Source organism: Pseudomonas sp. FW300-N2F2 (assembly GCF_017351655.1).
GTDB classification, from domain to species: domain Bacteria; phylum Pseudomonadota; class Gammaproteobacteria; order Pseudomonadales; family Pseudomonadaceae; genus Aquipseudomonas; species Aquipseudomonas fluorescens_AA.
Window position 1 is genome coordinate 988,263 of record NZ_JACNDQ010000003.1, and the last position, 15,188, is coordinate 1,003,450.

Below are 15,188 nucleotides of genomic sequence, written 5' to 3' on the forward strand. Positions count from 1 at the left end.
CGGATCAGTCAACATTGATGCGGCTGACACACCGCCATCGCGAGCAAGCTCGCTCCCACAGTTTTTGATCTCGGGTGTGTGCAAATGCTGTGTCCACCACCGTCCCCCTGTGGGAGTGAGCTTGCTCGCGATGACGGCGCTACAGCCATGGCTGCTAGTTGCGCTTCCAGCACTCCGCAAACCTTGCACAAACCCCGTAACGCTCATCCATCTGCGCCATCCTTTCCAAGTGATGACCTACCGCTTCGACCGTCACCCCATTCCCGATCCGGAAGTACTCCACCATCATCGCGACGTCCAGATCGATCTCGGCTTTCTCCGGCTTGGCATTGGCGGTTTTGGGCAGCGCCCATTGTTCCAATTGCTCATCCTTCACCTGCCGCAGGCGCGTCTGGTATTCATCTTTGAAGCGCTCCAGCGAGCGCGCCTTGTTCTGCGCCATGTCATCGCCAAATGTCTTCAGGTTTTCCCGGTACAGCGTCCAGTAGTCAGGCGGCAGGTCGAAGCCGAGCTTGGCCTTGCGTTCGCTGATCAAAGTGTCGAGTTTCTCTGGCGAGTAACTCTCGACTTTTTCCTTGGCCGGATCGGTTTTCACAGTGACGACCAGGCTTTTATCGATGACCCGGTTCATCAGCTCCAGGCGATGGGGCGTGTCCGGGTAGGTTTTGGGAAACAGCGCGTTGCGACCGGCGCAGGCGGGAAAATCTTTTTTCAGGATCGGGATCGGAGTGCGCACGTCCTTGCCGTCGACCCGTTGCAGGCGTTGCAACTGAGTCAGGCAGAGATTTTTCTCGGACTTGAAGGTCACCTCGTATTCGGCATTGGCCTCGGGGGTAAAGTTGAAGCCCTTGCCGCACACGGCATAACCGCTGTTCATGTTGGTGCGCAGGTAAATCTGCTCACCGGGCTTGAACTTGACCTCCAGATAGCCCTTGGCATCCTTGGGCGCCGGAACGCTCATCCCCACCCGCCGCGCGGTATCGCTCAGCAGCAGATTGTTGAGAATGCCCGTGGTTTGCCCGTCGCAATGGGCGGCATCGAAATAATCCAGCGTGGCGTTGCTGGTATTGGCGACGAATCGCAACTTGGCAGCGTCCGGTTCGGTGGCGTCGGGGTAACTGCCGTTGACGCTGCAACCGCCGAGCAATACGAACAACGCGGACAATGCTGACGACGGGACAAGACGGCGAGGCAGGGCGAGCATGAGTCATCCTTGAAGGATCGATAAAGTGAGCGAATGCTACTGAAGTGCCACTACTGCGTCCATCACCGACCTCCTGTGGGAGCGAGCTTGCTCGCGATGACGCCGGCACAGTCAACATCACCGATCCAGACACGAGCAAGCCCACACAGGGGGATTACCCGCCAGTTGAAGCTCAGGGCTCCAGCGTCGGGCCCTTCAACTCGATCTGGTTGCCGTCCGGATCGAAGCAGTAAATCGACCAGCCCTTGCCCTCCGCGCCATAGCGCATCTGCGCCTTCTCAACGGTCAGGCCCGCCGAAGCCAAATGCGCGAGAAGGGCTGGTTCATCAAACGGCTCGATCCGCAGGCACAGGTGATCGACGTTGTGCCCCTGCTTTCCCGCTGCCGGCCCACCCTGGCGACCGAGGGGGCCGTCCACGGCAACCAGGTCAATCATCGAAACACCGGTGCCCAGATGAAGCATGCCTAGATCGTCCCGGCGCTTCTTCAGCTCGCAACCGAGCACCGATGTGTAGAAAGCGAGGCTGCGCTCGAGGTCCTTTACGCGCAGGACGATGTGGTCAATACGTTGAATCGTGAAGTTCTTCATACGGGCCTCATGTGCTCAGTACCGCATTGTTTATTGCCACAGGAATTCCACACGCTATCGGGGCTTCTGATACCGTGCAAAAAACATGATCTGGAGAATGGCATAAGCATGAAGGCTCCACGAATTTTTATGATCCATGCAACCCCTTTGGCGATCGAGCCCATCACCGCTGCTTTTGCCCGGCATTGGCCGCAGGCACGGATCATCAATCTGCTTGAGGACTCGCTGCCCCAGGACCGGGTGGAAGAGGGCGAGTTGACCACGAGCATGAAAGCTCGCTTCCTTACGCTTTCCCAGTACGCCGTACAAAGCGCGGCGGATGCCATTCTGTTTACCTGCTCGGCGTTTGGCGATGCCATCGACCTGATTAAACCCGAGGTGGCCATTCCGGTGCTCAAGCCGAACGAAGCCATGATCGAGCAGGCACTGAGCCAGGCATCGCGCATTGCTGTGCTGGCAACGTTCGAACCCACCATTACCTCGATGATGCCCGAGTTCAAGCAAGCGGCAGAGCGCAGTGGCCGCGTGGTCGAAGTGGTGCCCTATTTCGTTCCGGGTGCATTGCAGGCGTTGAAAGACGGCAACCCGCAAGCCCACGATGCCGCCATCGTGGAAATGGCCGCCCGGGTCGAGGGCTGCGACCTGATATGTTTCGCCCAGTTTTCGATGACCAGCGCCGCCGGGCAAGCTCAGGCCCGCTCCGGTCTGCCAGTATTGACGACGCCCGACAGTGCGGTGCTGGCGCTGCACAAGTTGCTCTGAACAGATGATTTCGTTTCTTCCCAGGATGGATGATTGACCCAATGCCCAAGTTCAACGCTCACCTCGGTTTTCAATTCAATGAGGTGCCTTTTCTACAACGCATCGAAGCCGCCGCTGCTGCGGGTTTTCGCGCGGTGGAGTTCCCTTCGCCCTACGAATTCGATGCCAGTCTTCTGGCCGATCATCTGACTCAACACAACCTGCCGTTGATCCAGTTCGCCGCACCGGCTGGCGTGACCAAAGGCATCGCAGCCTTGCACGGCAAGGACGAGGAGTTTCGCAGCGGCTTGCTCCAGGCTGCTCGCTATGCGAAGGCGCTGGCGTGTTCGGATGTCCACATCATGTCGGGCGTTACGATTCAGGAAGACGCCGCGCTTATCTATGAGCGCAACCTGGAGTACGCCGTCAAATACCTTGAGGACCAGGGTTTGCGGCCGCTGATTGAAGTCATCTGTGTGCAGGAGATGCCGGACTATTACATGTCCGACTTCACCAAGGCGCAACAAGTGCTGGAGACTTTCCCGAGTGTCGGGCTGATCCTCGATCTTTACCACGCCCAACGGTTGACCGGGGATGTGGCGGATGTGCTGGCTCGCTTCTATGACCGAACCGTCCATGTGCAAATTGCCGACTGCCCGGGGCGTCATGAACCGGGGACGGGGAATATGGATTTTGCGGCTTTGTTCGCAGACTTGGAGCGGCGTGGCTACCAAGGGTGGATCGGCTGTGAGTACCGCCCCATCAGCTCTACCGTGGCAGGCCTTGATTGGATCAAGCAGTTCAACGCCTGACCCCCTGTGGGAGCGAGCTTGCTCGCGATAGCGGATTCACAGTCAACCAATCTGCTGGCTGATACACCGCCATCGCGAGCAAGCTCGCTCCCACAAAAAAGCGACCATGTCTGTGGGAAATCTGCCGTATGTCTATCCTAGGTATTCTTGAACCAGGCGCGGAATCGGCAACCGATCACCCACGGACTTCCACACCATGAAAAAACAAGAACAAGACAACCTCATCCAAACCCTGAAAACCCGCTTCGAACAAAACCTCAACCATCACCCCGACATCCCTTGGGCCGACGTCCAGAGCCGGCTCGAAAACAACCCCAATGCCCTGGAGTCCCTCCAGGCCATGGAAGCCACCGGCGGTGAGCCAGACGTGATTGGCCTCGACCCGAACACCGGCGCTGTCACCTTCTGCGATTGCGCCAAAGAAAGTCCGACCGAGCGCCGAAGCCTTTGCTACGACCGCGCGGCGCTGGAAGCGCGCAAGGAGAACAAGCCCAAAGGCAGTGCCATCGAAATGGCCGAAAAGATGGGCATCGCCCTGCTGACGGAAGACCAATACCGAGCCCTGCAGACCCTCGGTGAGTTCGACGCCAAGACGTCCAGCTGGCTGGCAACCCCTCCAGAGCTTCGCGCCCTCGGAGGAGCGATTTTCGGTGACTTTCGTTATGGCCGGGTGTTCGTTTACCACAATGGTGTGCAGTCGTATTACGCGGCGCGAGGGTTTCGCGGGTTGCTGCGGGTTTGAGCCCTCAACATCACCGCTAACCCCGTGGCGAGGGAGCTTGCTCCCGCTGGGCTGCGCAGCAGTCCCAAAGCCATCCACCACGGTGTGCCAGGAAGAGCGGCATCAGCAGGTTTTACGACTGCTGCGCAGCCGAGCGGGAGCAAGCTCCCTCGCCACGGTGATAGCGTACGGTCGAAGGAAATGCGGCAGAAGCCCCTCACTCAAAAACCAAAACCTCACCCCCCTTGGCCTCAACCATCTCGCTGAATTCCGGCAGCCGCGCCACAAACGCCGTCTCGAACGCCAGGTAGCGATCCTGCGCCGGTACATAACGAACATCTGGCTTGATCCGCGGAATGTCCTTGGTCGACAGCTTCACCACCTCGTTACTGTCCTGATTCCAGAACCACGCCAGCGTCTGCGACCCGAACGTATTAGCGCGGTAATTCCACACCCACCAATTCCCATGCCCCCGGGCAACATGAAGCTGCCCATGAAAGGTGCGCAACGTAATGACCTGCTTAGGCTGGGTGACGAGCAAACGCGTGTCCTGGCGCAGTTCACTGCCGAAACCGTCCAGCGTCGCCTTGGTCTTGGCACCGGTCATGAAGTTGAAGCGCCAGACCAACAGCACCGTCTCCTGATAACCCGAATGCTCAAGGTTCTGCCGCGCGCCTTCGCTGAACAGCAGGATCTCGTCACCCCCCAGGTAAGCCGTTGACGCCCTGAGTTTATAGCCCTCGGCGGGCATCGCCCGGGCGACGATGGCTTGTTGTGGCGGGTCTTGATTCCAGACCCAGCACTTCGCCCCGTTGTGTTGCATGAACAGCAAACGGCGAGGGCCGATGGGCAGGATCGTCAGTTCATCCGCGTACTCGAAAATCACCTCGCTGCTGTCCGCCGTGATCCGCCAGATCCGCGTCAAATGCTCGGGTTCGTAGATGCGCTGACGTTCGAATATCTCCGAGCCCACCACCACGCAGGGCTGTTCAAACTCCGGCCATTGCACCCCGGCAGGCCCGAACGCGGCAATCTCATCGCCTTGACGAATTTCGTATTGGTAGCGCTCGTCCGCACTGTAATCGCCGCGTATGACCCGACGTTTCCACAGGCTGCGCCGGGCATCGGCATCGACGAGCTGAAGGTCCGCGCCGTCCACGCCATCGGCCCGGTGTTCGAGCATGTCCTGCTCGGCGGGCGGCCATTGGTTGTAATCGATCAGAAAGCACAACCACTGGTCTTCGTCCTGCTCGGTGATGGCGGCCCAACCGTTGCGGTAGTTGTATTCATGCACATAGGTGGCGCCGGGATAGTCATGGACTTCCTGCAGCCACTTCACCTTGCTGCGCTTGGGTTTGGCCGGTTTACGCTCGACGGCGGCAGGCTTGGGCGGCTCGATCAAACTCGCCGTGAACCTCGGCTCGCCGCGCTGGCCCTGCCAGTGCCGGGCAAAGGCCTCGCGCTGATCGACCAGAACAATCACCGGCCGATAATCATCGCCACCGGCGTCCAGGTTCCACAAGTCATAACCTTGACCCGCCAACAGCGGCACCAGCGCCTCGAAACAGACCTCGGGCATCTCGTTGGACAGCTCATCCAACAGCGCCTCGAACCCCGGGCCGGCAAACACACCGATGTCGGGATAGTAATGCTGCAACAGCTCGAGCAAGTCGCTGCCCGGTGTTTTCCAATCGATATGAACCAACGGATCGAATTGCGATTGCATCACGCCTGTCTTCCTTGTGGTTTCTCTGCGCGCCATCTTAGCCGCACACCGCCGACCTTGAGCAATCCAATAAACCCGCGGCGAGGGAGCTTGCTCCGCTGGGCTGCGCAGCAGCCCCAAAGCGATGGGCACAGTCCACTGTGGGAGCGAGCTTGCTCGCGATAGGGTCAGGTCAGGCACATCGATGGCGGCTGGTATACCGCTATCGCGAGCAAGCTCGCTCCCACAGGTATTCTCGGCACCTTCAAGTCTTCGCCGGAGCTGCCGCTATCGGTATAACGATTTTTACCGATCCATCGATTGGCTTTGCAATACCGTTGCTTTCCGGCAATTAATTGGCAAACGCACGATAAGAGAACGTAGCGAATGGACGACGGACGATACGAAAGGCGGACGGCTATGGAGGCAAGCGCGGCGGCGTGGTCCGAGCCGCATATCCTGCTGATCGACGACGTCCCGGAGGATATTCGCGCAACGCTCGTCCTGCTCAAGGCGCAACCCTGGCGCATTTCCCTGGCCAGCGATGCCCACCAGGGTTATCAGCGGGCCCTGGCCTTGCGCCCGGACCTGATTGTGCTGGACGTGCACATGCCGCACATGAACGGTTTCAGCCTGTGCAGGCTGTTGCGCGAGGCGCCGGCGACCCGGCATACGCCGATTCTGTTCCTGTCTTCGGCCAACAGCTCAATCGAGCGCCTGGAAGGGCTGACCGTCGGCGGGGTGGATTACATCCCCAAATCCTGCGCGCCGGAGGAAGTGCTGGCGCGTATCAAGATCCACCTGCAACTGACCTGGCGCGCGCCGCCCACCGCTCAAGCCAGCCCGGCCGACCCGGAGCCAGAGGGCGATGAGATCGTCCTGCGCGCCGCGATGCGACTGATCGAAAAACACCTCGATGACATGCCTTCCCTGGTCCAGTTGGCGCAAAAAGTCGGCACTCACGAGAAGCGCCTCTCGCGGATCTTTCGCGAGCACCTGGGGCTGACCGTGTTCGCCTACATTCGCGACGCCCGATTGCGGCGCGGCCAGGATTTGCTCTCCGAAAGCGCCATGAGCGTGCAGGACGTCGCCGAACTGGTGGGTTTTCGCAACGCCTGCAACTTCACCACGGCCTTCCGCCAGCGAATCGGCATGACGCCCAGCCAGTTTCGCCAGCAAGCCCTGGGTATCACCGAAACCGAGTCGGCCGGGCGTGCCTGATGCGCCTCCTACAGTTGTTATTGCTGGCGACAGCGTTGTTATCCACAGGCTTGCTGCACGCCACGCCTGTGGATATCTGCCGGGCGGACCATCTGGAGCTGATGCCCGCGATACAGATTTTCGAAGACACCCAAGCCAGCTTGAGCCTGGAAGACGTCGCCCGACTGCCCGAAACGCGTTTCAACGCCGCAACCCCAGGCTGGCCGACCCAAGGCTATAGCCGCTCCGCCTTCTGGTTGACAGTGCAGCTCACCAACTCAAGCGCTGTGTCGTGTTCGCGCCTGCTGGTGATCGGGGCGCCGCGCCTGGAAGACATCCGTGTGTACCAGTCGGGACATGACGCCCACGCCGGAGCCGCCTATCCCTTGGCCGAATGGCCCCAACCGGCGGCGCGTCAGCCGGCGTTCCCGGTCTCGCTGGCGGCGGGGGAGCGCGTCACGGTGTTCGTCCGCGTGACCAGCAACTTCCAAATGTTGCTGGAGCCGGAGCTGTGGTCCGAGCCGGCGCTGCTGCGCAGTCAGCAACAGACCTACTTGAGCGACGGACTCACCCTCGGCATTGTCCTGCTGGTCGTGCCATTCGGCTTCATCGTCGGCTGGATCCTGCGCTCCCGGTTGCTGAGCGTGAATGCGGGCGCGGTCCTGAGCTACATCCTGCTGACCTGCATCCTCAACGGCTACCTGATCTATTGGCCCACCGCGCTGGGCTGGACACGGGAGTTGCTGACCTGCGCCAGCGCAATTTCGTTCGTCCTGTTCCTCGCCTACTTCCGCGTGCTGTTGCAGGTGTCCGTCCTGCCCAAAGTCATTGGCTGGAGCTATTGGCTGCCGCTGTCGGGGTGTGTGCTCGGGCGACTCTGGTGGTTGAAAGTCGATCCCGTCCAGGGCGCGCAGATCGTCCAGATCTCCCTCCTGAGTTTCTACGGGGTGCTGCTCGTCACGCTGTTCATGGCCTGGCGCAGACGCCTGAGCTACAGCTGGCTGGCCTGGCTGGTGTCGGGGCTCTTGCTTGCGCAATTGCTGATGCGGATGCTTTTCCCCCAGGAACAATTGCCCTGGCAGTCGCCCCAAAGCAAATACAGCTTATCGTCCACACTACCGGGCGTGGCGTTGCTGGTGTGCACGTTGATCATGGAAGTGGCCCGCAGCCGCAACCGCGAAAAAAACGCCCTGGCCACCCTCGAACAACAACGCCAGGCCGAGCACGAACGCCTGGAAAGCACCGTGGCCCTGCGCACGTCGCAGTTGCGCGACTCCCTGGCGGCCCGCAGCGCGTTGATGGCGCGAATCAGCCACGACTTGCGCTCGCCGCTGGTGCGCATCATCGACTATGCGCGTCTGCTGCACGCCGGACCGAACCGCGACTATCAAGCCACGATCGAGCGCAACGCCCGCCAGCAACTGGAGCTGATCGACGAGATGCTCGAGTTCTCCCGTGGCGAGCTGGAGCAGATGCAACTGACACTCGCGCCGGGCTACCTCTACGGCTTCCTCAAAGAGGTCGCAGACGAAGCGGGCTTTCTCGCCGCACGCCAGGGCAACACCTTCGAAGCGGTGCTGGCGGATGACCTGCCGCCACTGGTGGAGGCCGACTTCAAACGCCTTCGGCAGGTGCTCATGAACCTCCTGGCAAACGCGGCGAAATTCACCCGCAACGGCCAGATCCGCTTCGAAGTGAGCGCGGCTCCAGGGGCCACCGTCGACACCGTGGAGCTGCGTTTCAGCGTGACCGACACCGGCATCGGCATCGACCCGCAAGAGTTCGAACAACTGCTGCAACCGTTCCGCCGCGGTCGCAATGCCCAGCGCTACGAAGGCAGCGGGCTGGGCCTGTCCATCGTCACGCAACTGCTGGAACGCATGGACAGCCGCCTCGAACCCCAAGCCACCGGGCAGGGCAGCCACTTCAGCTTTCGCCTGCAACTGAACTGCGCCCAAGAACACGACCTGGAAAACGGCCTCGTCGACAACAATGCCACGCCGCTCGACGGCCAGGGCAAACACGTTCTGCTGGTGGACGACGTCGAGCAAAACAGCGAATGGCTCTACGACTTGCTGGCCGGCTACGGTTTTGACGTAAGCATGGCGGCGAACGGCGAAGACGCCTTGGCCTGCCTGGCGCAGAAGCCAATCGACCTGCTGATCAGCGACCAGATGATGCCCGGCATGGACGGCTGGGAACTGCTGCGCCAAGTGCGCGAACGCTGGCGCCATCTGCCGGTGATGCTCTATTCGGCGGTGCCGCCGCGCAGGCCGCAGGATTATCCAGCGGACCTGGCCTTCGACGCGGTCCTGCTCAAGCCCGCCGACAGCCGTGAATTGCTGGCGTGGGTCAAGGCTCTGTCCTGCCCGGACAGCACGCGTCGCGCGTTGGCTCGGGAGCACTAGGATGCCGGGTTTGGGTTACCGGTTGTTCCTGCTCGGCGGCCTTTCGATGTTGCCCTGGGCGTCGGTCCAGGCCGAACAAGCGGCGCCCAGCGCCCTCACGCTCGACGCCACCACCGTCACCGCTCGCCGTCGCGAGGAAGACCCGCAACAGGTGCCGATCCCGATCAACGTCCTCTACGGCGAGCAACTGGACGAGGCCGGCCTGCACCGTCTGCAAGACGTCCAACAGCGCGTGCCCGGCTTGATAGTGTCCGGTCACGACGCCCGTTATGCCGGCTTCGGCCTGCGCGGCTTCGGCGCCACCGCCTACAACGATGGCCTGGAAGGCAGCGTCGGCACCTACGTCGATGGCGTTTACCAGGCGCGCCAGGGCATGGCCTTCACCGAGTTGATGGACATCGAGCGCATCGAAGTGCTGCGCGGGCCGCAAGGTACCTTGTTCGGCAAGAACACCACCGCGGGCGCGCTGAACATCATCACTCGCCAACCAACGTTCCAGCCCGAGGCCAACCTCGAAGCCAGCTACGGCGAGCGCGGCCTGCGGGAATATCGCGGGACGGTTTCCGGGCCGTTGCAGGACGATGTGCTGGCCGGCCGACTCAATGTTTTCGACAGCGCCACCGATGGCGCCGTGGAAAACCTGCAAGACGGCGCCCGCCTCGGCGACGCCGACAGCCAAGGCCTGCGCGGTCAGTTGCTGTGGACGCCGACCGCCGACTTCAGCGCCCGCCTGATCGCCGACTATGCCGAGCAAAACGAAGCCGGCAACGTCCTGCTGGTCAATCACTACAGCCAGCAGACCCGCAAGCGCGCCCAGTTCCTCGGCTATCCGTTGGCGGAGCCCGACCCTTACAAGCGCGAGACACGCATCGACGCGCCGGGCCATCCGCAAACCTTGCAGAACGGTGTGTCACTGGAGTTGAACTGGGACCTGGACGAGGCAATGCGCTTGACCAGCATCACCGCCTACCGCGACTGGGACTACCGCGCCACCCGCGACAGCGACAGCACCGCGCTGTCCGTGGCCCAGTCCGAAACCGAGCTGGGCCACCGGCAGTTCAGCCAGGAATGGCGCCTGTCCGGCACGGCCGGTTCGTCCGTCGACTATGTGGCCGGGCTCTATTACCTGCGCCAACAGCTCGACCGGGAGATCGACGCCGAATTCGGCAAGGACGCCGCGCCCTGGTTCGTCGGCGATCAATTGGAGCAATTGCAAAAGCTCTACGGCATCACGTTCACCGATCCGAAGCAGGTGCCGGCGATGCTGCTGGACGGCGCCCGGCAACGCTATGACGGCGAACAGAAGGGCGACAGCCGAGCCATTTTCGGCCAGCTCTCCTGGCGCCCGATCGACCCGCTGGAGCTCACCGGCGGCCTGCGCTATAGCCAGGAGCGCAAGGACGGCTGGGTCTCCCGCGACGTCAGCAACCTCGCCCCGCTGACAGGTTTGCCGCCGGTGTTCCAGGCCGGTGGACAGTTGCTGCGCGACATCGCCCTCGGTGGTGCTTATTACCGCGAGGATTCGATAAAAGAAAACAACGTCTCCAGCCTCCTCAGCGCCAGCTACCGCTTCAGCGATGGAGTGATGGGCTACGTCAGTTGGTCGCGGGGCTACAAGGCCGGGGGCATCAACTTCGACGTGGTCGGCCCGTTCACCGCACCCACCTTCGAGCCTGAGCGGGCCACGTCCCTGGAACTGGGCATGAAGACGCGTTTCTGGGATGAGCGCGCATTGCTTGATCTTGCCGTTTACCAGACCGACGTCGACAACTACCAGGCGCTCACCTACAGCCCGCCGACGTCCATGCTCGCCCCACCGCTGCGGGACAATCTGATCAACGTCGGCAAGGTCCGCCTGCGCGGCATCGAGCTGGATTCCGCCTGGCAACTCACCCCCCGACTCACCGGGCGACTGGGCCTGGCCTGGAGCGACGCGCGCTACCGCAGCTTCCCCAACGCCCCGTGCCCGCCGGCCTCGGGCCAATGGACCTGTGACCTCAGCGGCGACCGGCTCTACAACGCGCCGGAATGGAACCTCCGCAGCGGCCTCGACCACACCCATCCGCTGCCCTATGGGCTGGAAGCCTTCAGCGGCATCGACTACAGCTTCCGCACCGGCTACTCCGGCACCCTCGAAGGCGGCGAAGGCAGCTATCAACCCAGCTACGGCCTGACCAATTTGCGCCTGGGCCTGCGCAGCCAGGACCGTGCCTGGGAAGTGGAAGGCTGGGTGCGTAACGTCTTCGACCGCAACTACATCACCGCCGTCTATTCACTGCTCGGCGCCGGTGACTATGGTGTCATGACCGGCAGCGAACGAACCCTCGGCACCACCGTCAGGCTTCGCTATTGAGCGAAATAAACCGCGTCGGACAAAACGCCAGACGATTGCCGCCGGCCTTTTTCGACAGGTACATCGCCTTGTCCGCCTTGCTGATCAGCCCATCGACCTCCTGCCCATGCTCAGGAAAAAACGCCACGCCGATACTGGCGGCAATCTCCACCGTTTGCGCACCGATCACGATCGGCGCATTGGCCGCCGCCAGCATCCGCTTGAGCAACGGCTCGCTGTCCTCCACCGCTTGCAAATCCACCAGCCCCGCCACGAACTCATCGCCACCGAGCCGCGCCAAGGTATCGCCTTCACGCAACGTGGCATTGATCCGTGTCGCGACAATCTGCAACACCCGATCACCCCAGTCATGCCCATAGCTGTCGTTGAGCGCCTTGAACCCATCGAGGTCGATAAACGCGATGGCCACTTTCTGCTGATAGAGAGCGGCCTTGCCCAGGGCCTGGCGCATCCGTTCGGTCAACAGCAACCGATTGGGCAGTTGCGTGAGCGCGTCATACCGAGCGTCACGCTCCAGTAACTGCAGGCGCTGCTTCATCTGCGTCATGTCGCTGAACAACGCCACATAGTGCTGAACGTTCCCATACCGGTCGTGCACGGCACTGATGCTGATGCGCGACGTCATCTCCCGGCCATCCTTGTGATTGCTTTGAATTTCACCAGACCAATGCCCGTGGAAATCCAGCGCATTCTTCATCGGCGCATAAAACGCCGCGAGCCGACGCACCATGCGATGGGAATTCAACTCCCGACCCTGCACCTCGTCTTGGCCGTAACCGGTGAGCCGCGTGAAGGCCTCGTTCACGGCGATGACCCGACCGTACGGGTCAACCAGGATGGCCCCTTCCCGAGCGTGGCTGAACACCGTTGCGGCCAGTTCCGGGCGCACGGTGTCGAGACGACGGTCCAGGGCACCTTCGTCGCGGGTGGCCGGCCAGGTCTTGTCCTCGAAGCCTTGTTGCGCCAGGTAGCGGACCAGGGAGGAAAGCGCCCGGTGCAGGCGGGCCAGGGCATTCGTGGCGAGCCTGGAATCCAGGCAGTAGCGACGGATGAAGGTGCGTAGGTTCATGGGGGCACACGGTGCTCGGTTGCAGCGCTAGGGGGTGTGGAAAGAAGGCATTATCGAGGTAGGGATTTGTGGGGGGCTTTGCTGGAGCGGATGGAGGCTTTGCGGGAAGGGATGGAGTGGAAAGATTTTTTGCGTGGGTTGTAGGAACGTCAGCCGTGGCTGTCAGTCATTGGGCGGCCGCAACTCGCCAGCCGACGTCGCCTTGCGCCTTTGCCTACAACTACGCCAGAATCCGCCGGCTTGTTCGCCTTGGGCTGCATCGGTAGTTTGGGACCTGTCACTGCTCTTCAGTGATCGGGTTTAGTCGCCCGTCGTTGCTAAGTCGCTCAAGCGTCCATCAGTCAGGTATCCCATACCTGCACTCGATGGTGGCTGTGCGCAGGGCGCCTCCGGGTGCGCCGATTTCTTAGCTCGTCGGTCGACTAACCTGCGTACAGCTGCCTCCCAATCGTTTAGTCGCGAGCGGGACGTCGCCCAACCAAGAGAGCTAAGGCTATGGTCAAAATTACACCGAATCCTCCAGTTACAGATACAGACGAACCCACATCACGTGCCCAATCGGCTCGCAACAAAAAGCTCGACGAAGCGGCCACTCGTGCCTTGGATTACTACCTGAAGCCCAAGCCTAAGGGCTAAACGTCTGACAAGTCCGACTCCATTTTACGGATTGACCCTGGGGTTGATTCTGAATGTTTGCTTGCGAATCTCAGTGAGAACCTGGCGTCGGCGAATGCCATGATCAACGATTTGGCGTTTGATCTGGATGGGTCAAGGCGGCATGTGGCGTTGGGGATTTTGCAGGTGATCGAGGTGAGTGAATTGTTGGCGAATCGGGCGTTGGATATTGTTGAGGTGAGGTAGCGACTCAGCTACAGCGGTATAAGAAAAAGGTCTTGTCTAACAAGACCTTTTTCAAAAAAATGACCGCATTCGTCATTCAAGGCAGACGATTTGAATGATGCGGTTATCGCCATGAATGATTGTGTGAGTCCACTCTTCTATGGTCGTTATCTGCTGTGGTGACAGGTCGTAGACAAAGCAAAAATCTTCAGGCTTTGTCCAGCCCATAAGTGCGGCCAACGGGTCCATGTATACGTTTGGGACTTCCACGGTCTGTATTAGCTCTTCGGTAGTCTGGTCAAAAATTTCAACGACGGGCTTCATTTTTCTACTTTCCTTGTCGGATCGGCGGGTTTGGTTTGTTCGCCAGTCATCGGATCAAACTCGCCAAGGTGTTGACCCTGTTTTGTGTACAGCTCTATGGCACCGTGCTGTGAGTCCCATTCATAAATCCTGCCTTTACGATCCTTCCATCTTCGACGTTTAACGCCACCACCACGTACAAAGGTTTTGGAAGGAGCAATCGTAGCGTCTGGAAACGCAGGAAGCAGTGGTGGGGGCTTGTAGTACTTATGATCCCCCGGAACACTCAGCACCACATAAACCGGCCGACCCCCCGAATCCGCCGGAAACACCAGAATGAAATCCCTGTACTCCGGCGGATAGATCGGATCGACGATGATGCTGTCGGCCACCGGCGTTGGCGGATAGATCCAGATGTTAGGTGCCTGTGGCGCCGCTTCCAGGGCAGGAATGCCGAGGGTGTCGGACGGGTCGGTGGCCGGGGTCCAGATCAGCTCGATGCCATCACCCAGGTCGGCGACGAATTGATCGGCCCGCGGGGTGAATTGGACAACATCGACCATTTCCCAATCGCGGTTCTGTCCGGTGTAGAAGCCATACCCCTTGAGACTGCCGTCGGCTTGCTGCTCGATGCTCAGGCGCATGCGGCTACGGGCCTGCTTGAGGTCGCGTAACTGATCTTCGCTGTAAAGCGCGCTGTCGCCCAGATTGGACGGCCAGAGTAGGGCGACGATACCTGTCAGCAGAGCTGCCCCGACGGTGCCGCTGGCAGCGGCAGCCGCGGAAGTTGCCGAACCGCCCAGCGCGAGCCTGCCCAAGGTAGCGGGTACCGTGCCAGCGCCGATCCGCTTGAGGGGGATCGTGCCGGACGGGTCGGTGCTTCTGCCCCCGAGCCACATGAGATCGCCGTACTGCTTGACCAGATCCGCTGGGACGTAGCCGTTGGGGTTGCTGTAATCGATGATGCCGTTGGGGAGCTTGCAGCTCTTGGCAAACACGCTTCCGGTCATGCTGGATAACGGCTTGCTATCCACCGTGGCCCAGCGCATTTGTTCGTAGGCTGCCTGGCGGGCAAGCATGGCTTCATGAGCCTGCTGTAGGGCGTCGCGCTCGGCCAGTTCGCTGGCGCTCATGTCCCGATAAGTGAGGTGATGCCCGTCACCGCCGGGCGGGTTGCGAACCTGGGGGATGTCTTTTTCGCGTGTCGCCACGTAGTGAGTCTCGTCCGCTAAATGCAGGACAG

Annotated in this window: 12 protein-coding genes and 1 pseudogene; 7 read left to right on the forward strand and 6 right to left on the reverse strand. The window is 61.0% G+C overall.

The window, feature by feature from the left end; genetic code table 11:
- Positions 1-154: 154 nt before the first annotated feature.
- Together J4E63_RS25000 and J4E63_RS25005 are read right to left on the reverse strand one after the other, a co-directional pair.
- On the reverse strand, positions 155-1,204 hold the full coding sequence (locus J4E63_RS25000) for a hypothetical protein (protein WP_207283642.1): 1,050 nt from the start codon (positions 1,202-1,204) through the stop codon (positions 155-157).
- A 172-nt stretch (positions 1,205-1,376) separates the two neighbouring features.
- Positions 1,377-1,793, reverse strand: coding sequence for a VOC family protein (locus tag J4E63_RS25005; protein ID WP_207283643.1), 417 nt, complete (start codon positions 1,791-1,793; stop codon positions 1,377-1,379).
- 108 nt (positions 1,794-1,901) lie between these two features.
- Here J4E63_RS25005 and J4E63_RS25010 point away from each other — a divergent pair, with 108 nt between their 5' ends.
- The 3 genes from J4E63_RS25010 to J4E63_RS25020 all read left to right on the forward strand — a co-directional run bounded on the left by J4E63_RS25010 (position 1,902) and on the right by J4E63_RS25020 (position 4,088).
- Positions 1,902-2,555, forward strand: a complete 654-nt coding sequence (locus tag J4E63_RS25010; RefSeq protein WP_060739121.1) for an arylsulfatase — start codon at positions 1,902-1,904, stop codon at positions 2,553-2,555.
- Positions 2,556-2,596: 41 nt separating this feature from the next.
- Positions 2,597-3,346: a hydroxypyruvate isomerase family protein gene (locus J4E63_RS25015; protein WP_207283644.1), complete on the forward strand. Its 750-nt coding sequence runs from the start codon at positions 2,597-2,599 to the stop codon at positions 3,344-3,346.
- Between the two features lie 196 nt (positions 3,347-3,542).
- Positions 3,543-4,088 carry a DUF4256 domain-containing protein gene (locus tag J4E63_RS25020; protein WP_207283645.1) on the forward strand — a complete coding sequence of 182 codons (546 nt, stop codon included), beginning with the start codon at positions 3,543-3,545 and terminating at the stop codon, positions 4,086-4,088.
- Positions 4,089-4,284: 196 nt separating this feature from the next.
- Here J4E63_RS25020 and J4E63_RS25025 read toward each other — a convergent pair whose 3' ends face one another.
- Positions 4,285-5,793, reverse strand: a complete 1,509-nt coding sequence (locus J4E63_RS25025) for a hypothetical protein (protein WP_207283805.1) — start codon at positions 5,791-5,793, stop codon at positions 4,285-4,287.
- 399 nt (positions 5,794-6,192) lie between these two features.
- Here J4E63_RS25025 and J4E63_RS25030 point away from each other — a divergent pair, with 399 nt between their 5' ends.
- The 3 genes from J4E63_RS25030 to J4E63_RS25040 are packed head-to-tail and all read left to right on the forward strand — an operon-like array spanning position 6,193 to position 11,733.
- Positions 6,193-6,993: a helix-turn-helix domain-containing protein gene (locus J4E63_RS25030; RefSeq protein WP_207283646.1), complete on the forward strand. Its 801-nt coding sequence runs from the start codon at positions 6,193-6,195 to the stop codon at positions 6,991-6,993.
- A complete protein-coding gene (locus J4E63_RS25035) occupies positions 6,993-9,380 on the forward strand; it encodes a hybrid sensor histidine kinase/response regulator (RefSeq protein ID WP_207283647.1) in 2,388 nt (795 codons plus the stop codon). Before J4E63_RS25030 ends, J4E63_RS25035 begins: the two co-directional genes overlap by 1 nt.
- A gap of 1 nt (position 9,381) precedes the next feature.
- Positions 9,382-11,733, forward strand: a complete 2,352-nt coding sequence (locus tag J4E63_RS25040) for a TonB-dependent receptor (protein ID WP_207283648.1) — start codon at positions 9,382-9,384, stop codon at positions 11,731-11,733.
- On the opposite strand, the gene J4E63_RS25045 is transcribed toward J4E63_RS25040, so the two are convergent.
- Positions 11,717-12,802, reverse strand: coding sequence for a sensor domain-containing diguanylate cyclase (locus J4E63_RS25045; RefSeq protein ID WP_207283649.1), 1,086 nt, complete (start codon positions 12,800-12,802; stop codon positions 11,717-11,719). The genes J4E63_RS25040 and J4E63_RS25045 overlap by 17 nt on opposite strands.
- A 495-nt stretch (positions 12,803-13,297) precedes the next feature.
- On the opposite strand from J4E63_RS25045, the pseudogene J4E63_RS25050 reads away from it, so the two are divergent.
- Positions 13,298-13,663: pseudogene (locus J4E63_RS25050) on the forward strand (DUF6124 family protein).
- Between the two features lie 72 nt (positions 13,664-13,735).
- On the opposite strand, the gene J4E63_RS25055 reads toward J4E63_RS25050, so the two are convergent.
- Positions 13,736-13,966 carry a hypothetical protein gene (locus J4E63_RS25055; RefSeq protein WP_103311155.1) on the reverse strand — a complete coding sequence of 77 codons (231 nt, stop codon included), beginning with the start codon at positions 13,964-13,966 and terminating at the stop codon, positions 13,736-13,738.
- A complete protein-coding gene (locus J4E63_RS25060; RefSeq protein ID WP_207283650.1) occupies positions 13,963-15,156 on the reverse strand; it encodes a colicin E3/pyocin S6 family cytotoxin in 1,194 nt (397 codons plus the stop codon). The genes J4E63_RS25055 and J4E63_RS25060 overlap by 4 nt, the downstream gene beginning before the upstream one ends.
- Positions 15,157-15,188: the final 32 nt, after the last annotated feature.